The 22,184-nt window shown below is 40.3% G+C and carries 15 protein-coding genes; all 15 read left to right on the top strand.

Going from position 1 to position 22,184, the window contains the following annotated elements; all coding sequences use genetic code 11:
* Window positions 1–6: 6 nt before the first annotated feature.
* The 15 genes from ACXYSN_RS03870 to manA all read left to right on the top strand — a co-directional run bounded on the left by ACXYSN_RS03870 (window position 7) and on the right by manA (window position 22,158).
* The gene (locus ACXYSN_RS03870) at window positions 7–564 is read left to right on the top strand and encodes an SMI1/KNR4 family protein (protein WP_458636217.1); all 558 of its coding nucleotides are present in this window, start codon (window positions 7–9) and stop codon (window positions 562–564) included.
* Window positions 565–821: 257 nt separating this feature from the next.
* A complete protein-coding gene (bgaA, locus tag ACXYSN_RS03865; RefSeq protein ID WP_458636216.1) occupies window positions 822–7,691 on the top strand; it encodes an LPXTG-anchored adhesin/beta-galactosidase BgaA in 6,870 nt (2,289 codons plus the stop codon).
* A 262-nt stretch (window positions 7,692–7,953) separates the two neighbouring features.
* Complete coding sequence (gene murD, locus ACXYSN_RS03860) at window positions 7,954–9,306, top strand: UDP-N-acetylmuramoyl-L-alanine--D-glutamate ligase (protein WP_458636215.1); 1,353 nt, start codon at window positions 7,954–7,956, stop codon at window positions 9,304–9,306.
* Between the two features lies 1 nt (window position 9,307).
* On the top strand, window positions 9,308–10,366 hold the full coding sequence (locus ACXYSN_RS03855) for a UDP-N-acetylglucosamine--N-acetylmuramyl-(pentapeptide) pyrophosphoryl-undecaprenol N-acetylglucosamine transferase (RefSeq protein ID WP_368910251.1): 1,059 nt from the start codon (window positions 9,308–9,310) through the stop codon (window positions 10,364–10,366).
* 9 nt (window positions 10,367–10,375) lie between these two features.
* Window positions 10,376–11,683, top strand: a complete 1,308-nt coding sequence (locus ACXYSN_RS03850; protein ID WP_458636214.1) for a cell division protein FtsQ/DivIB — start codon at window positions 10,376–10,378, stop codon at window positions 11,681–11,683.
* A gap of 240 nt (window positions 11,684–11,923) precedes the next feature.
* Window positions 11,924–12,625, top strand: coding sequence for an orotidine-5'-phosphate decarboxylase (pyrF, locus tag ACXYSN_RS03845; protein WP_458636213.1), 702 nt, complete (start codon window positions 11,924–11,926; stop codon window positions 12,623–12,625).
* A 31-nt stretch (window positions 12,626–12,656) separates the two neighbouring features.
* Entirely contained in the window at window positions 12,657–13,289 is a 633-nt protein-coding gene (gene pyrE, locus ACXYSN_RS03840; protein ID WP_458636212.1) for an orotate phosphoribosyltransferase, read from the top strand.
* A 243-nt stretch (window positions 13,290–13,532) separates the two neighbouring features.
* Window positions 13,533–14,669: an L-lactate oxidase gene (lctO, locus tag ACXYSN_RS03835; protein WP_235083939.1), complete on the top strand. Its 1,137-nt coding sequence runs from the start codon at window positions 13,533–13,535 to the stop codon at window positions 14,667–14,669.
* A gap of 218 nt (window positions 14,670–14,887) precedes the next feature.
* Window positions 14,888–15,283, top strand: coding sequence for a CopY/TcrY family copper transport repressor (locus tag ACXYSN_RS03830; protein ID WP_458636211.1), 396 nt, complete (start codon window positions 14,888–14,890; stop codon window positions 15,281–15,283).
* A 10-nt stretch (window positions 15,284–15,293) separates the two neighbouring features.
* Entirely contained in the window at window positions 15,294–15,665 is a 372-nt protein-coding gene (locus ACXYSN_RS03825; protein ID WP_414289714.1) for a cupredoxin domain-containing protein, read from the top strand.
* Between the two features lie 9 nt (window positions 15,666–15,674).
* Window positions 15,675–17,897 carry a heavy metal translocating P-type ATPase gene (locus tag ACXYSN_RS03820; protein ID WP_458636210.1) on the top strand — a complete coding sequence of 741 codons (2,223 nt, stop codon included), beginning with the start codon at window positions 15,675–15,677 and terminating at the stop codon, window positions 17,895–17,897.
* A gap of 218 nt (window positions 17,898–18,115) precedes the next feature.
* Complete coding sequence (gene spxB, locus ACXYSN_RS03815) at window positions 18,116–19,891, top strand: pyruvate oxidase (RefSeq protein WP_458636209.1); 1,776 nt, start codon at window positions 18,116–18,118, stop codon at window positions 19,889–19,891.
* A 109-nt stretch (window positions 19,892–20,000) separates the two neighbouring features.
* Entirely contained in the window at window positions 20,001–20,348 is a 348-nt protein-coding gene (locus ACXYSN_RS03810) for a VOC family protein (RefSeq protein WP_458636208.1), read from the top strand.
* Between the two features lie 147 nt (window positions 20,349–20,495).
* Entirely contained in the window at window positions 20,496–21,074 is a 579-nt protein-coding gene (locus ACXYSN_RS03805; protein ID WP_458636207.1) for a DUF3592 domain-containing protein, read from the top strand.
* A 139-nt stretch (window positions 21,075–21,213) separates the two neighbouring features.
* Entirely contained in the window at window positions 21,214–22,158 is a 945-nt protein-coding gene (manA, locus tag ACXYSN_RS03800; RefSeq protein ID WP_458636206.1) for a mannose-6-phosphate isomerase, class I, read from the top strand.
* The last annotated feature ends 26 nt before the right edge of the window (window positions 22,159–22,184 follow it).

The raw sequence follows: 22,184 nt of genomic DNA, 5'->3' as shown, positions 1-22,184 counted from the left end.
AAAATAATGGCACTCAAGGAAGTTTATGATTATTTTCGTCACTATGATAAGGACACTTATCAAGTTGTCGCCTGTATGGGCAATGAACCATCGGAAGAAGATGTTCAGGATTTTGAAACTCAATGTGGCAATTCACTTCCAGAAGATTTCAGAGAATTCACCATGTCAGCTCTTGGAGGTCTCTTTATGGAAGTCAGGGAAGAGCTATGGCCAAGAGCCAAGGCATATGACGTAGCTCCTTTTTGGACCTTCTACCGAGGTATTAAGGTTTTTGGAATTGCAAATGGCATCCCAGACTTCTTAGACATTCGAATTAAAACCAAGGAATTACATGATTTAGGATTTGTTGATTATATTCCATTTCTGTCTATCATCGGTGATGGAGATGTAATTTTCTGCTTTGATAAGGACAATCATATAGTAGCTCTAGATTGGTATAACAGTGGAGAAACGGAAGAGCTTGAATGTGATTTTTCAGGACTTTTACTCCAGCAAATTGCAGAGTTAGAAATGCGTAAAAATGAGATGTTCAAGATGTTGAAAGAAAAGAAGGATAATCAGTAACCGAAGGTAAATTCATAATAGTTTTTCAGTAACAGCTGTTTCTATAAGTGAAACAGCTTTTTGGGCGAATTGATCTAAATGCACATTTTAAAATTTAAGCTTTTCTACAAATTATAGAAAAATAAATCAAAAGTATGATTTTTATAGGGACTCTATTGAAGTATCTTATGTTATTTAATAAAATAGAAATAATAAAAACAAAAAAGTATAACGTTTTCACAAAAAAATGGAAGCGGTTCCTTAATAAGGAGAAGCCTATGGGAAAAGATCATTGGAATCGAAAAAGAGTCTATAGCATCCGTAAATTTACGGTCGGGACATGCTCAGTGCTTATCGGAACATGCGCTATTTTATTTGGAACCAATCTAGCTAATATAAGTGCTGTATCTGCAGATGAAACTCCAGTCGCTGTTGCTACAGAAAATGTGGATAAGGAAATCACTAAAGAAGAAGCTGTTGTTGAAAAGGATCCTGAACAACCTGTAACAACAGAAACTGTTACCAGTGAAGCAGTAGAAACCAATCATGAAGGAGAGAAAAAAGAGGAGGCTCCAACTACTGGAGCTACTGCTGAGAAGAAAGAAACTTCCGAAGTAGAGAAACAAGCTCCAGCTGTGACTCAAGATCAATCTGCTCAAACAGAGAAACCAGAGCTCAAATCTGCAACTAATGATGAGGTAAAACAGTTGATTGAGGATAGAAAAGTAGAATTTAACCAAAACTGGCATTTTAAACTCAATGCCAATGCAAAAGATGCTATCAAACCAGATGCCGATGTATCAAGCTGGAAGAAATTAGACCTTCCTCATGACTGGAGTATTTACAATGACTTCGACCATGATTCTCCTGCCCAAAACGAAGGTGGGCAACTCAATGGTGGTGATGCTTGGTATCGTAAGACCTTTAAACTTGATGAAGAAGACCTCAATAAGAATGTTCGTATCACATTTGATGGAATTTATATGGATTCTCAGGTCTATGTCAATGGTCAGCTAGTAGGTCACTATCCAAATGGTTATAACCAATTCTCATATGACATTACTGGCTATCTCCATAAAGACGGTCGCGAAAATGTCGTCGCAGTCCATGCCATTAATAAACAACCAAGTAGTCGTTGGTATTCAGGAAGTGGTATTTACCGTGATGTTAACCTTCAAGTTACAGATAAGGTCCATGCTGAAAAGAATGGAACAACCATCTTAACACCAGACCTTGAGAAACAACAGAATGGCAAGGTTGATACTCATGTAACAAGTAAGATTGTCAACACCGATGACAAAGACCATAAAATTCTTGCTGAATACCAAATTATTGAACGTAACGGTCAAGCTGTAACAGACTTGGTTCGTACAGATAGCCAAGTCTTGAAAGCACATCAAACAACAAGCTTAAATGCTATTTTACAAGTTGAAAAACCAAAACTCTGGACAGTTCTTAACGATAAACCAGCCCTTTATGAATTAGTGACTCGTGTTTATCGTGATGGTCAATTGGTCGATGCTAAGAAGGACTTGTTTGGTTACCGTTACTATAACTGGACACCAAATGAAGGCTTCTCTTTGAATGGTGAACGCATTAAATTCCATGGAGTTTCTCTTCACCACGACCACGGAGCTCTAGGGGCTGAAGAAAACTATAAGGCAGAATACCGTCGCCTGAAACAGATGAAGGATATGGGTGTGAACTCTATCCGTACAACCCACAACCCAGCTAGTGAGCAAACTTTGCAGATTGCTGCAGAACTAGGTTTGTTGGTCCAAGAAGAAGCCTTTGACACTTGGTATGGTGGTAAGAAACAATATGACTACGGACGTTTCTTTGACAAGGACGCCACTCACCCAGATGCTAAAAAAGGTGAAAAATGGTCTGACTTTGACCTACGTACTATGGTCGAAAGAGGAAAGAATAACCCTGCTATCGTCATGTGGTCTATCGGTAACGAAATCGGTGAAGCAGACGGGAAAGCTCGTTCTCTAGCAACTGTTAAACGTTTAGTTCAAGTGATCAAGGCAGTTGATAAGACACGCTATGTCACTATGGGAGCAGATAAGTTCCGCTTTGGTGATGGTAGCGGTGATCATGAAAAGATTGCAAATGAACTTGATGCCGTTGGATTTAACTACTCAGAGGATAACTACAAGAAGCTTCGTGCGAAACATCCAAATTGGTTGATTTACGGTTCAGAAACTTCTTCAGCAACTCGTACACGTGGCAGCTATTTCCGTCCAGAAAGTGAGTTAGTTCACAGTAACCAAGCTTACCGTCATTATGAGCAATCAGACTATGGTAATGACCGTGTTGGTTGGGGAAAAACAGCTACAGCGTCTTGGACTTTTGACCGTGATAATTCTGGTTATGCTGGTCAGTTTATCTGGACAGGTACCGACTATATTGGTGAGCCTACTCCATGGCACAATCAAAATCAAACTCCAGTTAAGAGTTCTTACTTTGGTATCGTAGATACAGCTGGAATTCCAAAGAATGACTACTACTTGTACCAAAGCCAATGGGTTTCTGCTCAGAAGAAACCAATGGTTCACCTTCTTCCTCACTGGAATTGGGAAGATTCTACCCTAAAAGAAAATGTAGCTGATGCTGATGGTAAGATCCCTGTTCGTGCATTTTCAAATGCTGCAAGTGTGGAACTATTCTTGAATGGTGAGTCCCTAGGTAAGAAAATTTTTAACAAGAAACAAACAAGTGATGGACGTACTTACCAAGAAGGTGCCAATGCGAATGAACTTTATCTTGAGTGGAAGGTCGAATATCAACCTGGAACCTTGGAATCAGTAGCGCGTGATGAGGAAGGAAATATCATTGCTCGGGATAAGATTACGACTGCTGGAGAACCTGCAGGGGTTCGTTTGGTCAAAGAAGAAAATGCTATCGCAGCTGACGGGAAAGACCTCACTTATATCTACTACGAAATTGTTGATAGTAAAGGTAATGTAGTTCCCACTGCCAATAACCTTGTACGCTTCCAGTTGCACGGGCAAGGTCAGATTGTCGGTGTGGATAACGGGGAACAAGCAAGCCGTGAACGTTACAAAGAACAAGCAGATGGTTCATGGATTCGAAAGGCCTTTAATGGTAAGGGTGTTGTGATTGTTAAATCAACCGAGCAAGCAGGTAAATTCACCTTGACAGCTCACTCTGATTTCTTGAAATCTGGTCAAACAACTATCTTTACAGGTAAGAATGACCAAGCAGAAAAAACAATTCTTGGTACAGAGGTGCCTAAAGTACGTACAGTTATCGGTCAAGCAGCGAAAATGCCTTCAAAAGTAGGGTTTATCTACAGTGATGGCAGCCGTGCAAAACATCCTGTAGAATGGTCAGCAGTTGATGTTAACAAACCAGGTATTGTGACGGTGAAAGGTGTGGCAGATGGACGCGACGTCGAAGCGCGTGTTGAAATCTTGGCACTCGAAACAGAATTACCTGTAGTTAAGAGAATTGCACCAAGTACCGACCTAAGTGAAGTTGACAAATCTGTTTCCTATGTAGTATCGGATGGTACTTTAGGAAGCTATGATGTTGATAGATGGGAAGTGGCAACTGAAGATCAAGCTAAACTAGCGATCCCAGGATCTCGCATCCAAGCTAAAGGAATTTCTGGTGAAGATGAAATCGCTGCTACATTCGTAGTTGCAGAAGAAGTGGCTAATCCGGTAATACCAAGTGTAACTGTGGCGGATCAAGCGGTTGAAGGTCTTTCAACTGACCAGCCTGTAAAATACCACAAGCTTGCTTATGGAGTAGCTTTGCCAGAGGTCAAAGCTACAGCTGAAAATGCTCAAGTGACAGTTATCCAAGCTAATGAAGCAAATGGTATGCGTGCAAATATTTATGTTCAACCAAATGATGGTGAGCCACTTCAAACTTATGCTATCCAATTCTTACAAGAGGCTCCTCAGATTGAACGTTTGAGCCTAGAGGTCGAAAATGCAGCTATTCTGAAAGAAGACCAAACAGTTGGCATCAAGGTAGCGGCACACTATCAAGATGGTACTCAGGCTATCTTAAAAGCTGACAAAGTGGCTTTTTCAACTACAGGTGAAGGAGATGTAGCAGTTCGTAAAGGTATGCTTGAATTGCACAAACCTGGTCAAGTAACTCTGAAAGCTCAATTTGAAGGAGCTGAAGGTCATATTGACTTGAACATTCAAGCAAATATAGAAAGTAAAGTTGTCAAAGCCATTCGTCCAGTTAGCGTCGTGACAGGTTTGAACCAAGAACCAAGTCTACCTGATACAGTAACCGTAGAGTACGATAAAGGATTTCCAAAAGTTCACAAGGTGACTTGGCAAGCAGTTGCTAAGGAAGACCTTGCTAAATACCATAGCTTTGATGTTCTAGGTAAAGTAGAAGGAATTGCAGACGAAGCTCATGCTAAAGTTTCTGTAGAAGGTATCATTGCAGTCGAAGAAGTGACTACAACAACTCCGGTTTCAGAAGCTCCTCAATTACCAGAAAGTGTTCGTACTTACCACTCAAACGGCCAAGTATCTTCAGCTGAAGTGACTTGGGATGCTATTGACCCAAGCCAATATGCAAATGAAGGTAGCTTTACAGTGACAGGACGTGTGGAAGGTACTCAGTTACCAACAAAACTTCATGTTCGTGTAGCTGCTCAAACAGAAACTGGTGCAAATATTTCTGACCAGTGGACTGGTTCAGAATTGCCACTTGCCTTTGCATCAGACTCAAATCCAAGTGACTCAGTAGCCAATGTCAATGACAAACTAATTTCATATAATGATCAACCAGCAAATCGCTGGACAAACTGGAATCGGACAAACGAGGCATCTGTAGGAATTCTCTTTGGTGATTCTGGTATTATGTCTAAACGTTCAGTTGATAACTTCAATGTAGCCTTTCACGAAGACTATGGTGTTGGTGCACCCAAGTCCTATGTCATTGAATACTATGTAGGAACAGATGTTCCAACAGTTCCTAAGAATCCAAGCTTTGTAGCTAGTGAAGACCATGTCTTTAATGACGACAATAACTGGAAAGAAGTAACAAACCTTAAAGCTCCAGATCAAGTAAGAGCTGGTGAAATGACCCACTTTAGTTTTGATAAAGTCAACACATACGCAGTTCGTATCCGTATGACAAATCCTGATGATAAATGGGGTACTTCTATCACAGAAATTCAAATCTTCTCTAAACAAGTAGCTGCAGCCAAGAAAGCTCAAGCACAAATCCAAGTAGATGGAAAAGATTTGCCAAACTTTAATCCAGGCTTGACTGACTACTATCTTGCAGCAAGCCAAGGAAAAGCTCCGGCTGTTACAGCAAGTGTCACTGAAAATGGTATTGCAACAGTTGTACCAAGCGTACGTGAAGGAGAACCAGTCCGTGTTGTTGTCAAGGCTGAAAACGGTGATATCCTAGGTGAATACCGCCTACACTTCACAAATGATAAAGATTTGCTCGCGAGTAAACCTGTTGCTGTTGCCAAATCATCTCGCTTGGTTGCTAAAGGACAAACCCTTGAGTTACCAGCAAAAGTTCCTGTCTACTTCACCGGGAAATCTGACTATGAAGTCAAAGACTTGGCTGTTGACTGGGAAGCAGTTCCAGCAGAAAATCTAACAAAAGCAGGTGAATTTACAGTTCATGGTCGCGTTTTGGGTACTGATTTAACTGCTGAAATGGCTGTTCGAGTAACAGATAAACTCGGTGAAAATCTTTCAGACAACCCAGACTTTGATGACGATAGCAACCGCTCATTTGCTTCAGCAACTAACGATATTGATCCAAACTCTCATGACCGTGTAGATTATGTTAACGATGGTTCAGATGATGAAGCCCGTCGTTGGACTAACTGGTCTGCAAGTCCATCTGACAATCCAGAAGTTTCAGTAGGAGTTATCTTTAAAGAAGCTGGTAAGATTGTTGAACGTACAGTAGCTGAAGGAAGCATTCGATTCTTTTCAGATGGTGGAACAGACGCACCTTCTAAACTCGTTCTAGAACGCTACGTTGGTCCAAACTTTGATGCACCAGAATACTATTCTAACTATCAACCATACGATCCGGAACATCCATTCAATACACCTTCTAACTGGGAAAAAGTTGAATACCGTGCAGATCAAGAAATTGAAGCCGGAACCGATATCCATGTCACCTTCGAACCTGTTAAAACCAAAGCTATGAGATGGCGTATGGATAGAAAAGCTGATAAGAAGGGTGTTGCAATCACTGAAATGACCTTCATTGCCCCAAGTGAAGCGCCAAAAGACAATACAGCTTCTAAACTTCTAGTAGATGGTAGAGAGCTTGCTGACTTCTCTGAAGCTCGCAAGGACTATCAAGTAACCTATAGTGGAAACCGTCCTAAAGTAACTGTTGAAGCTAGTGAAAACGTAGCGGCAACAGTTGTCGATAGTGGAGATGATAAACTCCCAGTCTTGGTACGTCTCGTTTCAGAAAGTGGTAAACACGTTAAGGAATACCGTATCCAATTGACTAAAGAAGAAGTTGAAAGTGCCAAGACAGAACCAGCCGTATACGATATTCCAGAATATACTGGAGGTGTGAACGGAGAAGAGGAAGCCATTCTTGAAGTTCCAGAATTTACAGGTGGAGTGAATGCAGTAGAAGCAACAGTCAATGAAGTTCCAGAATTTACAGGTGGAGTGAATGCAGTAGAAGCAGCAGTCAATGAAGTTCTAGAATTTACAGGTGGAGTGAATGCGGTAGAAGCAGCAGTCAATGAAGTTCCAGAATACACTGGCGGTGTGAATGCAGTAGAAGCAGCAGTTAACGAAGTTCCAAAATACACTAGTCAGGTAAATGGAGTAGAAGGTGTTACTCATGATGTTCCACACTTCAAAGGTAGCTTTCATGGTAGAGAAAAAGCTGCACACCAAGTTCCAGAATTTACTGGACGTGTGAATGGTTCAGCCCCAACTACCCGTGAAACTCCAGCATACGGAGATGAGCAGTCGCAAGTAGCTCTTGCTATGTCTCAAGATAAGACTTATCAAGCGCCTGCTAGCCATCAACATATTCTCCCAGAAACAGGTACTAAAGAAAATGCGACTCTTGCAACAGCAGGCCTTGTAGGTATGCTTCTTGGGTTGTTTACAATGGGGAAGAAAAAAGACCAAGACTAGAATGATTTAATATCATCTAAATCCTAGAGATTGGGTGGCTGAACCCATCTCGACAATAAAAAGTGGACAAAGCTAGTTCCTTAATGATAGGACTAATATTTGTCCGCTTTTTTATGTTTCTTCGTATAAAAATACCTAGGCACAGATGTTAAAGTTGATTACCAACTTCATAAATAACAAAAAACAAATAAGAAAGCCCTTTGTGGCTTTTTTATTTTCATAAAAATGGTAAAATAGTAAGAGTAGAAATGGAGTTCTAGAAATGAAACGTATTGATCAATTTAAAAATAAGAAAGTATTAGTCCTCGGTTTGGCCAAATCTGGCGAGTCTGCAGCTCGTCTCTTGGACAAGTTAGGTGCCATTGTGACGGTTAATGATGGTAAACCTTTTGAGGAAAATCCAGCAGCTCAGAGCCTTTTGGAAGATGGGATTAAGGTTGTAACTGGTGGCCATCCCTTGGAATTGCTAGATGAAGATTTTGCTCTCATGGTGAAGAATCCAGGAATCCCTTATAGCAATCCAATGATTGAAAAAGCACTAGGAAAAGGCATTCCAGTCTTAACTGAAGTTGAGTTGGCTTACTTGATTTCTGAGGCACCAATCGTCGGTATTACTGGTTCAAATGGTAAGACAACGACGACAACCATGATTGGAGAAGTATTGACTGCAGCTGGGCAAAATGGCCTCTTATCAGGTAACATCGGTTATCCCGCAAGCCAGGTAGCTCAGACTGCAACAGATAAGGATACCCTTGTCATGGAACTTTCTTCTTTCCAATTAATGGGAATCCAGGAATTCCATCCTGAAGTTGCTGTTATCACGAATCTTATGCCAACGCATATTGACTATCACGGTTCTTTTGAAGCTTATGTGGCAGCCAAGTGGAATATCCAAAGCAATATGACAGCAACTGATTACCTAGTATTGAACTTCAACCAGGAATTAGCTAAAGAACTTGCGACAAAGACAAATGCGACTGTAGTACCGTTCTCAACACTTGAAAAGGTTGATGGAGCTTATCTTGAAGATGGTCTTCTTTACTTCCGTGGTGAAAAAGTCATGGCAGCTGATGAAATCGGTGTTCCGGGTAGCCACAATGTGGAAAATGCTCTTGCAACCATTGCTGTAGCTAAACTTCGTGGTGTTGACAATGAAACCATCAAGGAAACATTGTCAGCTTTTGGTGGTGTGAAACACCGTCTCCAGTTTGTAGACCAAATCAAGGGTGTAAAATTCTACAATGATAGTAAGTCAACCAATATCTTAGCAACTCAAAAAGCCTTGTCTGGATTTGACAATAGCAAGGTTATCTTGATAGCTGGTGGTTTGGACCGTGGCAATGAATTTGACGAATTGGTGCCAGATATTACTGGACTTAAGAAAATGGTCATTCTCGGTCAGTCTGCAGAACGTGTCAAGCGTGCAGCAGATAAAGCCGGTGTTGCTTATGTTGATGCAACGGACATAGCAGATGCAACCCGCAAGGCTTATGAACTTGCAGAAGAAGGAGATGTGGTTCTCCTCAGTCCTGCTAATGCAAGCTGGGATATGTATGCTAACTTTGAAGTACGTGGAGATCTTTTCATCGACACTGTAGCGGAGTTAAAGGGATAATATGAAAAAAATAGTATTTACAGGTGGGGGAACGGTTGGACACGTTACCCTCAACCTTTTGTTAATGCCTAAGTTCATCGAAGATGGTTGGGAAGTCCACTATATTGGAGATAAAAATGGGATTGAGCATCATGAAATCCTCAAGTCAGGTCTAGATGTCACTTTCCATTCTATTGCAACAGGAAAACTACGTCGTTATTTCTCATGGCAAAATATGGTTGACGTCTTTAAAGTTGCGTTTGGAATCCTTCAATCGCTCTTTATCATGTTACGTGTTCGTCCGCAGGCCCTCTTTTCTAAGGGAGGATTTGTATCTGTTCCGCCTGTTATCGCGGCACGAGTTTGCAGAGTACCAGTTTTTATCCATGAGTCTGATCTCTCTATGGGCTTGGCCAATAAAATTGCCTATAAGTTTGCGACTAAGATGTACTCTACTTTTGAACAAGCGTCTAGTCTCACTAAGGTAGAGCATGTAGGAGCTGTGACCAAGGTTTCTGGTCCAGTTATGGAAGAACCTGAAGAAATGGTGGATATCCGAACTTCTTTCAACGACAAGTTACCAACTCTTCTCTTTGTTGGAGGTTCTGCTGGGGCGCGTGTCTTTAACCAACTAGTTACAGACCACAAGGAAGAACTGACTAGTCGCTATAATATCATCAACCTGACAGGTGATGCTAGTTTAAATGAACTCAGTTCAAACCTCTATCGTGTTGACTATGCGACGGAACTCTATCAACCACTCATGAATCTGGCTGATGTGGTCATCACTCGTGGTGGTGCCAATACTATTTTTGAACTCCTTGCTATGGCTAAATTGCACGTCATTGTGCCACTGGGTCGTGAAGCTAGCCGTGGAGATCAAATCGAAAATGCAGCCTATTTTGTGAAGAAAGGCTATGCTGAGGAGTTGCAAGAGAGTGACTTGACCTTGTCTACTTTGGAAGAAAAAGTAAATCAACTTTTGACCAACAAAGAGATCTATCAAAACACGATGAAGAATTCTCAGGAATTAAAATCTGTGGCAGATTTTTATGAGCTACTAAAAAAAGATTTATCATAAGGAAAATTGATGTCAAAGGATAAAAAGAATCAAGACACTCAAGGCAAGGAATTGTCAGAGTGGCAAAAACGAAATCAAGAATATCTTCAAAAAAAGGCTGAAGAAGAGGCAAAACGAGCTGCGGAAGAAGCTCGTGAAAAAGAAGAACAAGCAGCAAAGTCTGCTTCTGAAAATACTCAAGAATTGTCAGAATGGCAGAAACAAAACCAAGAGTATTTGAGTAAAAAAACAGAAGAGGAATCTGTAAGTTCTGAAGAAGTGGACCAAGAGTCTGAAAAAACTGAAGAGAAAAATTCGGATACTAGTGATGAAGCTTCAGTTGAAGAAACTGAAGATAAGAACACGGAGGAAACAAAAACTTCTCAAGAAGAGTCTAAGAACCAAGATAAAGTAGAGCCTGAAAAAGGTGAAGCAAAGGTTAAGGAAGATAAAAAGAGGAAAATAAAAAATAAAACCCCAAAACCTCCTATTCCATCTGTCCATATCTGGCGAGCAGTTACAATTCTCGTTCCTAGCTTTCTAATCTTATTCTTATCTATTTATCTTCTGAGCCCTCTGGCTACAATGAAACATATTGAGGTTATGGGTAACGTTCAGACAAGTGCAGACCAAGTCAAGGAAGCTTCTGGTATTCAGGATAGTGACTATACGATTAGCTTGCTTTTAAATAAAGATAAGCATGCTGAAATGGTTAAATCAGATAACTGGATTGAATTGGCTAAGATAGTTTATCATTTCCCGGTTCACTTCACCATTGAAGTGAAGGAATTTGAAATTGTAGCCTATTCTGTTTCAGGTGATAACTATTATCCAATCTTATCTAGTGGAAGTATTGAATCAACAGCTGTTAATGCGACTAACTTACCTGAAAAATACATATCTGTTCTCTTCAACGATGAGGAGCAGATAAAAACCTTAATTTCTCAGTTAAATGATGTTAGTCCAGAAATTAAGCAAGAGATTCAGAAGATTGAACTTGCACCAAGCAAGGCAACTAGTGACCTTCTAAAGATTACCATGTATGATTCAGATGAAATTTTAGTTCCTCTATCAGAACTTGGGAAAAAATTGCCTTACTATAGTAAAATTAAGCCACAGTTAACAGTTCCTAGTGGGATTGATATGGAAGTCGGTATTTATAGCTATAGTTTGGCAGATAAAGCTCTAGAAGAAGAAAGAATCAAAGCTCAAGAAGAGGAAAAGAAGAAAAAAGAAGAAGAGGAAAAGAAAAAGCAGGAAGAAGAAAAGCAAAAACAAACTGAGCAAGGCAATCAAGGTCAAACAACACAAACGACTCAAACCACACGAAGTCGTTAAGCATCAAGCGATGTTACTCAGTTTGATGACTGATAATGTTTTAGACTAATTCAGTTACTTGTTTTTACTTGACAAGTACCGCTTTAAATAATAGAATAGTAAAAAACCTTTAAAGCAGTCCAGAGAGGCAGCTAAGGTTAACGGTGAAAGGGTGAATTCTACCCATTTTTCGTGGAACCTTGCTGTAGGCAGGTTCCTTTTTTCATACTCTCTTGCGAACAAAGATAAAAGGAGAAAAGTATGCGCGAATCTCGTCCGGTTATTGCTCTTGATTTTCCAAGTATTGAGGCAGTCAAGCAATTTTTAGCTCTTTTTCCAGCAGAAGAGAGCCTCTATCTGAAAGTTGGTATGGAGCTCTATTACGCTACAGGTCCAGAGATAGTTTCTTATTTGAAAGGCTTGGGACATAGTGTTTTTCTAGATCTCAAACTTCATGATATTCCCAATACAGTTAAGTCAGCCATGAAGGTTTTGTCTCATCTGGGTGTTGACATGACCAATGTTCATGCCGCAGGTGGTGTAGAGATGATGAAGGCTGCGCGTGAAGGTCTTGGAAAAGAAGCAAAATTGATTGCTGTTACCCAATTGACTTCAACTTCTGAAGAGCAAATGAGAGATTTTCAAAATATCCAAACCAGTCTTCAAGAATCGGTCATTCATTATGCCAAGAAAACTGCTGAAGCCGGTTTAGATGGTGTGGTTTGTTCAGCTCAGGAAGTCAAGCTTATCAAAGAAGCAACAAGCAAAGATTTTATCTGCCTGACACCAGGTATTCGACCTGCAGGAGCCGCAGTTGGGGACCAAAAACGAGTCATGACACCAGCAGATGCCTATCATATCGGTAGTGACTATATTGTTGTCGGACGCCCAATTACTCAAGCCACTGATCCAGTAGTAGCTTATCATGCTATCAAGGATGAATGGACACAAGACTGGAAATAAGAATAAAGTATAAAATACAAAGGAGAATCCCATGACACTTGCTAAAGACATTGCTAGCCATCTATTGAAAATTCAAGCCGTTTACCTTAAACCAGAAGAGCCCTTCACTTGGGCATCAGGTATCAAGTCGCCGATTTATACGGACAACCGTGTGACGCTTGCTTATCCAGATACTCGTACCTTGATTGAAAATGGTTTTGTGGAAGCTATTAAAGCAGAATTCCCAGAAGTAGAAGTGATTGCAGGAACAGCGACTGCGGGTATCCCACATGGTGCCATTATAGCTGACAAGATGAACCTGCCATTTGCTTACATCCGTAGCAAACCAAAAGACCATGGGGCTGGAAACCAAATCGAAGGCCGTGTAGCCCAAGGCCAAAAAATGGTCGTTGTTGAAGATTTGATTTCAACTGGGGGCTCAGTTTTAGAAGCCGTTGCTGCTGCCAAACGTGAGGGAGCAGATGTTCTTGGTGTTGTGGCTATTTTCAGCTATCAATTGCCAAAAGCAGATAAGAACTTTGCAGATGCTGGTGTCAAACTAGTAACCCTTTCAAACTACAGTGAGTTGATCCATCTGGCACAAGAAGAAGGCTACATCACACCAGAGGGACTTGCTCTCCTTAAACGCTTTAAAGAAGACCAAGAAAATTGGCAAAATGTATAAATAGAAAGACACTCAGGTATTCATAGAACTCCCTGAGCTTTTTGTCTAATGGAAGGTTTATAACCATAGTCTCTGTTTAGAGTAGGATAGGCGGAGTGAATCTGTATCATCTTTAACTTCTAGTTCTTAATCTGTTTACCTTTATGATGAAAAGTACAGACAAATTTTTTGAAAACATCATGAAAAAGGTTTAAACTATTCTAGTAAACAAAAGTAAACGTTTACGTTTAAGGAGGACTATTGATGTCATATAAAACAAGCAATGCAGAAGGACCTGTAGATTTTATAAATACCTATGATTTGGAGCCTATGGCCCAACAAGTTATTCCCAAAGCTTCTTTTGGGTATATTGCAAGTGGTGCAGAGGACACTTTTACTTTGAGAGAGAATATCCGAGCTTTTAACCACAAACTCATTGTTCCTCGGACCTTATGTGATGTGGAAAATCCAAGCACAGAGATTGAATTTGATGGTGAAAAACTATCTTCACCAATCATTATGGCACCTGTTGCAGCCCATAGACTAGCTAACGAGCAAGGAGAAGTTGCGACTGCGCGTGGAGTACACGAGTTCGGTTCACTCTATACAACTAGTTCCTACTCAACAGTTGACCTACCTGAAATTTCTCAAGCCCTTCAAGGAACACCTCATTGGTTCCAATTCTACTTTAGTAAAGATGATGGTATTAACCGTCACATCATGGATCGCGTCAAGGCAGAAGGCTATAAGGCTATTGTCTTAACTGCCGATGCGACAGTAGGAGGTAACCGTGAGGTAGATAAACGAAACGGTTTTGTGTTCCCAGTTGGCATGCCTATCGTAGAAGAATACCTACCTCAAGGTGCTGGTAAGTCAATGGACTATGTCTATAAATCAGCTAAACAACGCCTATCTCCACGAGATGTAGAGTTTATCGCAGAATACTCAGGACTTCCTGTTTATGTCAAAGGTCCACAATGCCGAGAAGACGTTGAACGCTCCCTGGATGCAGGGGCTTCAGGTATTTGGGTAACCAACCACGGTGGTCGACAGATTGATGGTGGACCGGCTGCTTTTGACTCGCTACAAGAAGTGGCTGAAGCAGTAAATAAACGTGTGCCAATCGTTTTTGACTCTGGTGTTCGTCGTGGTCAGCACGTCTTTAAAGCCTTGGCTTCTGGAGCTGACTTAGTAGCCATTGGACGACCTGTCATTTATGGTTTAGCCCTTGGTGGTAGTGTTGGTGTACGCCAAGTCTTTGAACATTTGAATGATGAATTGAAGACAGTTATGCAGTTATCTGGAACACAGACAATTGAAGATGTGAAACGATTCAAGCTCCGTCACAATCCATATGATCCAAGTTTCCCAGCTGATTCACATGATTTAAAATTGTATTAGTAGTAAAACAAACCTCCACTTCAAGTGGAGGTTTTTGAGTTATGTCTTTGTAAACATGAAAGAGAACTTAAAAAGTAAACTTAACGAGTATATAAGAAAAAATTTTAATACATTTTAAACTATTTTAAAAATTTTTAGGAAATTTAGTTGACAAATGTAGATTTTGAGAGTATACTGATATTTGTAATTGACAAATGTAGATTTTGGAGGAGATAAGAATGCAGATTTCGGACGCAGAATGGCAGGTCATGAAGATTATTTGGATGCAGGGAGAGCAGACTAGTAGCGATCTTATCAAAGTATTAGAGAAAAGGTTTAGCTGGTCTAAGTCCACGATTCAGACACTCTTGGCCCGTTTGGTTGAGAAAGAATGTTTGACTAGAGAAAAGCAGGGCAAGTCCTTTATCTATTCAGCCCTGTTGACACAGGAAGATAGTAGGAAGTTACTTGTCCAAGATATCAAAGACAAGCTTTGTTCTCGAAGAATAAAGCTCTTACTAGCTGACTTGATTGAAGAATGTGACTTTACCCTAGCTGATTTGGAAGGCTTGGAAGAAGTGATTTCAAAGAAAAAAGCCAGTGCTGTAACAGAAGTAAAATGTAATTGTATGTAAAGGAGACGCTATGTTAAATCTATTTGTATCTATTATTGTTCTAGGAATGATTGCTTTTATCCTCTTTTGGTTTTTCCAAAAACCTCAAGAAGACGGAAAGAGAGCCCAACAAAAGAATGGCTATCAAGAAATTCGAGTGGAAGTCATGGGGGGCTATACTCCAGGAACCATTATCCTCAAAAAATCGCAACCAGCTCGCATTATTTTTGATCGAAAAGATCCGTCACCTTGCTTAGACCAAATCGTATTTCCAGATTTTGGTGTGCATGCAGACCTACCTATGGGAGACCAATATGTGGTTGAAATCACTCCTGAAGAAGCGGGAGAATATGGTTTCTCTTGTGGAATGAATATGATGCACGGTAAGATGATTGTAGAATAGGAGAACAATATGACCGAAATTGTAAAGGCAAGTATTGAAAATGATGTTCAAAAAATCCGAATCACAGCAGAAAAAGGCTATCATCCGGCCCATATTCAACTACAAAAAGGAATTCCTGCTGAAATTACCTTTCACCGTGTGACACCGTCAAACTGTTATAAAGAAATTCTCTTCGAAGAAGAAGGAATTCTAGAACCAATCGCTCAAGACGAAGAAAAAGTCATTCGCTTTACTCCTCAAGACTTAGGTGAGCATGAATTTTCATGTGGTATGAAGATGCAAAAGGGAACCTACACCGTTGTTGAAAAAACTAAAAAATCTCTCAGTCTTTTGCAACGTTTTTGGATTACTAGCATTTTTACTCTACCATTAGTCCTCCTCATGATTGGCATGATGACTGGCAGTATCAGTCACCCAGTCATGCACTGGGGAACCTTCTTAGCTACGACACCTATTATGCTGGTAGCTGGAGTTCCTTATATCAGAAGTGCTTGGGCTAGCTTTAAGAAACATAATGCTAACATGGATACCTTGGTTGCTCTAGGAACTTTGGTAGCTTATGTCTATAGTTTATTTGCTCTCTTTGCAGGCTTACCAGTATATTTTGAAAGTGCAGGTTTTATCCTCTTCTTCGTTCTTTTAGGTGCAGTATTTGAAGAACGCATGCGCAAAAACGCTTCGCAGGCAGTTGAAAAATTATTAGACTTACAAGCAAAAACAGCAGAAGTCTTGCGTGATGATGTTTATGTTCAAATCCCTCTGGAACAAGTCAAAGTTGGTGATCTCATTCGCGTTCGACCAGGTGAAAAAATTGCCGTTGATGGAACTGTAGTAGAAGGAGAAACTAGTATTGATGAATCAATGGTGACTGGGGAAAGTATTCCAGTAGACAAGTCTGCCGGTGATACTGTCATTGGTTCAACCATCAATAATAGTGGTACGATCATTTTTAGAGCTGAAAAAGTTGGTTCTGAGACTATGTTGGCTCAGATTGTGGACTTTGTGAAGAAAGCTCAAACCAGTCGTGCTCCGATTCAAGATTTGACAGACAAGATTTCAGGGATTTTTGTACCAGCAGTTGTCATTTTAGGACTTCTTACTTTTTGGATCTGGTTTGTTTTGCTTGGAGAAAGCTTTGTGACTTCTCTTCTCTACGGAGTTGCTGTTTTGATTATTGCCTGCCCTTGTGCTCTTGGGCTTGCGACACCGACAGCACTTATGGTAGGAACAGGGCGAAGTGCTAAGATGGGGGTTCTTCTCAAAAATGGTACAGTTCTACAGGAAATCCAAAAAGTTAAAACGGTTGTTTTTGATAAGACTGGAACCTTGACAGAAGGAAAACCAGTAGTGACAGATGTTATCGGAGATGAAAGAGAAGTGTTAAGTTTGGCTGCTTCACTAGAAGATGCCTCTCAACACCCGCTAGCTCAGGCTGTTGTCAATCGTGCGTCTGAATTAGGAATCAGTCTTTATCCCGTGGAAAACTTCCAAGCCTTGCATGGGAAAGGTGTGACTGGGACTATTAATGGGAAACAAGTCTTGCTTGGAAATGCCAAACTCTTAGCTGACCTTGCTATTCCGAGTGACTATCAAGAACGATTTGATTTGCTTGAGAAAGAAGCGAAAACAGTTGTCTTCTTATCCGTAGATGGTCAGCTAAAAGGCTTACTTGCACTGCAAGACGTCCCTAAGGAAAATGCTCGAGAAGCCATTGCTAAATTGAAAAAACGTGGCCTCAGAACAGTCATGCTTACTGGAGATAATGCTGGAGTAGCCCATGCTATTGCAGAGCAAATTGGGATCGAAGAAGTGATCGCAAATGTCTTGCCAGAGGAAAAAGCGCATGAGATTCACAAGCTTCAAAAGAATGGGAAACTTGCCTTTGTTGGAGATGGAATCAATGATGCGCCAGCCCTCAGTGTAGCGGATGTTGGAATTGCCATGGGCTCTGGAACAGATATTGCTATCGAATCAGCAGATCTTGTCCTTACAAGCAACAATTTACTAGGATTGGCACGTGCTTTTGATATGAGTAAGAAGACCTTTAATCGTATTCTACTCAATCTTTTCTGGGCCTTTATCTACAATCTCATCGGTATTCCAGTTGCGGCAGGAGTTTTTTCAGGACTTGGTTTAGTACTCAATCCAGAACTTGCAGGATTGGCCATGGCCTTTAGTTCAGTCTCTGTTCTAATCAGCTCTCTCATGCTTAATTTTACTAAAGTCGATTAAAAAGGCGGTCTTAACCGCTTTTTTGCTATTCTAAAACAGATTTTCAAAACGCTTTCAAACTGTACTGTAATAGAGAATGGAGTATTCTGAGCATATACTTAGAAATCTAAAATCAAATGTGATAAATTAGGATTGTAAATTTACAGAATCGTTTTCAATTACTATATAAAAGCGTTTTTTGTAAATATATGAAATTATTTTGAAGGAGAGTTATCATTATGACTCAAGGGAAAATTACTGCATCAGCAGCAATGCTCAACGTATTGAAAACATGGGGCGTAGACACTATCTACGGTATCCCATCAGGAACACTCAGCTCACTTATGGACGCTTTGGCTGAAGACAAAGATATCCGTTTCTTGCAAGTTCGTCACGAAGAAACAGGTGCTCTTGCAGCGGTTATGCAAGCTAAATTTGGTGGATCTATCGGTGTTGCAGTTGGTTCAGGTGGACCTGGTGCAACTCACTTGATCAATGGTGTTTACGATGCAGCTATGGATAACACTCCATTCCTTGCTATCCTTGGATCACGTCCAGTTAACGAATTGAACATGGATGCCTTCCAAGAATTGAACCAAAACCCAATGTACAACGGTATCGCTGTTTACAACAAACGTGTAGCTTACGCAGAGCAATTGCCAAAAGTAATCGACGAAGCTTGTCGTGCTGCCGTTTCTAAAAAAGGTCCAGCTGTTGTTGAAATTCCAGTAAACTTCGGTTTCCAAGAAATCGATGAAAACTCATACTATGGATCAGGTTCATACGATCGTTCATTCATCGCTCCTGCTTTGAACGAAACTGAAATTGACAAAGCTGTTGAAATTTTGAACAATGCTGAACGCCCAGTTATCTACGCTGGTTTCGGTGGTGTTGGTGCTGGTGATGTGATCACTGAATTGTCACGTAAAATCAAAGCCCCAATCATCACAACTGGTAAAAACTTCGAAGCGTTCGAATGGAACTACGAAGGTTTGACAGGTTCTGCTTACCGTGTTGGTTGGAAACCAGCCAACGAAGTAGTCTTTGAAGCAGACACTGTTCTCTTCCTAGGTTCAAACTTCCCATTTGCTGAAGTTTATGAAGCATTCAAAAACACTGAAAAATTCATCCAAGTGGATATTGACCCTTACAAACTTGGTAAACGTCATGCCCTTGACGCTTCAATCCTTGGTGACGCAGGTCAAGCAGCTAAAGCTATCCTTGATAAAGTAAACCCAGTTGAATCTACTCCATGGTGGCGTGCAAACGTTAAGAATAACCAAAACTGGCGCGATTACATGAACAAGCTTGAAGGTAAAACTGAAGGTCCATTGCAATTGTACCAAGTTTACAACGCTATCAACAAATATGCTGATGAAGATGCAATCTACTCAATCGACGTAGGTAACTCTACTCAAACATCAACTCGTCACCTTCACATGACACCTAAGAACATGTGGCGTACATCTCCACTCTTTGCGACAATGGGTATTGCCCTTCCTGGTGGTATCGCCGCTAAGAAAGACAATCCAGATCGCCAAGTATGGAACATCATGGGTGATGGTGCATTCAACATGTGCTACCCAGACGTGATCACTAACGTTCAATACAACCTTCCAGTAATCAACGTTGTCTTCTCAAATGATGAATATGCCTTCATCAAGAACAAATACGAAGACACAAACAAACACTTGTTTGGTGTAGACTTCACAAATGCTGACTACGCGAAAATCGCTGAAGCTCAAGGTGCTGTAGGATTTACAGTAAACCGTATCGAAGACATCGACGCAGTCGTTGCAGAAGCTGTTAAATTGAACAAAGAAGGTAAGACAGTTGTCATCGATGCTCGCATCACGCAACACCGTCCACTTCCAGTAGAAGTACTTGAATTGGATCCAAAACTTCACTCAGAAGAAGCAATCAAAGCCTTCAAGGAAAAATACGAAGCTGAAGAGCTCGTACCATTCCGCCTCTTCTTGGAAGAAGAAGGGTTGCAATCACGCGCAATCAAATAATTCCTCTCATGGAAAATCAAATGTAAATATTGTAGATTATATTCTTTGATTTTATAGAGAGAAACTTAAAAAGATCGGAGTAATCCGGTCTTTTTATGGAGGATAGTAAATGAATTTAAATCAACTAGATATTATTGTTTCAGATGTTCCCCAAGTCTGTGCTAGCTTGGAGCGTATTTTGGATAAGAAGGCAGACTATGTTGATGATGGTTTTGCTCAGTTCACGATTGGCAGTCACTGCCTCATGTTATCACAAAATCATTTGATACCTTTGGAAAATTTTCAGTCAGGAATCATTCTACACATTGAAGTTGAAGATTTGGAACAGAATCAAAAGCGTGTGAAAGAATTAGGGATTGAGATTTTACATGGGCCAGTTGTAACTGATTGGGGGACCGAATCCCTGCTAGTAAGTGGCCCTGCTGGTCTAGTCATTGATTTTTATCGTATGAAATAGGATGCTTAGTCATTTGAAGTTAACCATAATGATTCTTAAAAAAGAATATGCGCATATGAACTATTAAAAGATCGGAGCAATCCGATCTTTTTGTTTTATATCTTTTCTGTTAAAATAGATTCATTAGGATATTTTAAGGAGAAAAAGATGCCAACAACTTTCTTTCTATTATTTGGCTTAATGAGTTTAGGCTTTGCTGCCTTCACCTATTTCATGTTCGACTTTTTTATCTTGAGTAATTACAGAAATGCCAAGAGATGCACCGAAAGAACGGAAGGAGTTATTATTAGATACTCTTATGCTCTTTATAACGGGATAAGCCTCCCTGTGGTTGAGTACACTGTCGACGGGAACCAATATAAGGTCGTCGGACCAAAATTTCTATCTGCGATTTCAAATACAATCAGTACTCCCTTAGGTTCGATTGTATCTGATGTCAAAATGGATAATTTTGAAGATGGGGAAATTCCTCAGGTGTTAAGATACAAAATTTATAGGAACAGTTTTATCTCTTTAACAAAATCACCTTTAATGGAACGATTTCCAATTGGGGGAAAGGTAACTGTTTATTATGATCCTAAAAAACCAAAACATTCCTATGTAGAAAGACCTTTAAAACCAGGTCGTTATGCATGGTTGACTAAATGTGCTGTCTATCTCCTTGTTTTTATGATGATTGCCTTGGCATTCTTTATAGTGTTCATTCTTCCAAATCTTGTCAATTAAGTCTTTCGATATAATAAGAAGTCTATATCGTTACTATTTTTATAAAATCTTCTCCCTACTTTATAAGATAAGAAAAAGAGTTCAATTAGGACTCTTTTTTTGCTATAATGAGGGTGAAAAATTAGACAGGAGATGTAACATGTCAGAACCGTTATTTTTAAATTCCGTAATGCAAGAAAAAATCTGGGGAGGTACCAAACTTCGTGATGAGTTTGGCTACGACATTCCAAGCGAAAAAATCGGAGAATATTGGGCAATTTCAGCTCACCCAAATGGTGTTTCTAAGATAGCCAATGGTCGTTTTGAGGGAACAGACCTAGCTACATTGTATGCGGAACACCGTGAATTGTTTGGTAACCGTCCAGAACCTGTATTTCCACTCTTGACTAAAATCCTTGATGCCAATGACTGGCTCAGTGTTCAAGTCCACCCAGACGATGCTTATGGACTAGAGCATGAAGGCGAACTTGGAAAGACAGAGTGCTGGTATATTATAGCTGCAGATAAAGGTTCAGAGATTATTTATGGTCACAATGCCAAGTCAAAAGAAGAACTTCGTCAGCAAATCGAAGATAAAAACTGGGATGCCTTGTTAACAAAAGTTCCTGTAAAAGCTGGAGATTTCTTCTATGTACCAAGTGGAACCATGCATGCTATCGGAGCAGGTATCTTGATCCTTGAGACGCAACAGTCTAGTGATACAACCTACCGTGTCTATGATTTTGACCGTAAGGACGATAATGGCAACTTGCGCGAGCTTCATCTTGAAAAATCCATCGATGTTTTGAACATTGGTGAGCCTGCTAATAGCCGTCCTGTGACTGTTAAAGCAGATGATTTGCGTTCAACTCTTCTTGTATCTAATGATTTCTTTGCAGTTTACAAGTGGGAAATCACAGGAAAAGTTGACTTTGAAAAAACAGCTGACTACAGCTTGTTGAGTGTCTTAGCTGGTCAAGGGAAATTGACTGTAGACGGTAAGGAATATCCTATCCAAAAAGGTAGCCATTTTATCTTGCCAAGTGATGTTGAAGCTTGGACTTTGGAAGGATCAGATTTAGAATTGATTGTAAGCCATCCATAAAAAGAAAAGACTTGAGATTGATTCTC

The organism is Streptococcus sp. V869 (genome assembly GCF_054353515.1).
The sequence above is the reverse complement of the archived record's forward strand: the minus strand, read 5'-3'. Positions and strand labels throughout refer to the sequence as shown.

Excerpts from the sequence above, each read along its gene's own strand:
- ACXYSN_RS03820 (WP_458636210.1), top strand. The coding sequence starts at position 15,675 with ATGACCGAAATTGTAAAGGCAAGTATTGAAAATGATGTTCAAAAAATC.
- ACXYSN_RS03855 (WP_368910251.1), top strand. The coding sequence starts at position 9,308 with ATGAAAAAAATAGTATTTACAGGTGGGGGAACGGTTGGACACGTTACC.
- lctO (WP_235083939.1), top strand. The coding sequence starts at position 13,533 with ATGTCATATAAAACAAGCAATGCAGAAGGACCTGTAGATTTTATAAAT.
- murD (WP_458636215.1), top strand. The coding sequence starts at position 7,954 with ATGAAACGTATTGATCAATTTAAAAATAAGAAAGTATTAGTCCTCGGT.
- spxB (WP_458636209.1), top strand. The coding sequence starts at position 18,116 with ATGACTCAAGGGAAAATTACTGCATCAGCAGCAATGCTCAACGTATTG.
- ACXYSN_RS03850 (WP_458636214.1), top strand. The coding sequence starts at position 10,376 with ATGTCAAAGGATAAAAAGAATCAAGACACTCAAGGCAAGGAATTGTCA.
- bgaA (WP_458636216.1), top strand. The coding sequence starts at position 822 with ATGGGAAAAGATCATTGGAATCGAAAAAGAGTCTATAGCATCCGTAAA.
- pyrE (WP_458636212.1), top strand. The coding sequence starts at position 12,657 with ATGACACTTGCTAAAGACATTGCTAGCCATCTATTGAAAATTCAAGCC.
- pyrF (WP_458636213.1), top strand. The coding sequence starts at position 11,924 with ATGCGCGAATCTCGTCCGGTTATTGCTCTTGATTTTCCAAGTATTGAG.
- ACXYSN_RS03810 (WP_458636208.1), top strand. The coding sequence starts at position 20,001 with ATGAATTTAAATCAACTAGATATTATTGTTTCAGATGTTCCCCAAGTC.
- ACXYSN_RS03825 (WP_414289714.1), top strand. The coding sequence starts at position 15,294 with ATGTTAAATCTATTTGTATCTATTATTGTTCTAGGAATGATTGCTTTT.
- ACXYSN_RS03870 (WP_458636217.1), top strand. The coding sequence starts at position 7 with ATGGCACTCAAGGAAGTTTATGATTATTTTCGTCACTATGATAAGGAC.
- ACXYSN_RS03805 (WP_458636207.1), top strand. The coding sequence starts at position 20,496 with ATGCCAACAACTTTCTTTCTATTATTTGGCTTAATGAGTTTAGGCTTT.
- ACXYSN_RS03830 (WP_458636211.1), top strand. The coding sequence starts at position 14,888 with ATGCAGATTTCGGACGCAGAATGGCAGGTCATGAAGATTATTTGGATG.
- manA (WP_458636206.1), top strand. The coding sequence starts at position 21,214 with ATGTCAGAACCGTTATTTTTAAATTCCGTAATGCAAGAAAAAATCTGG.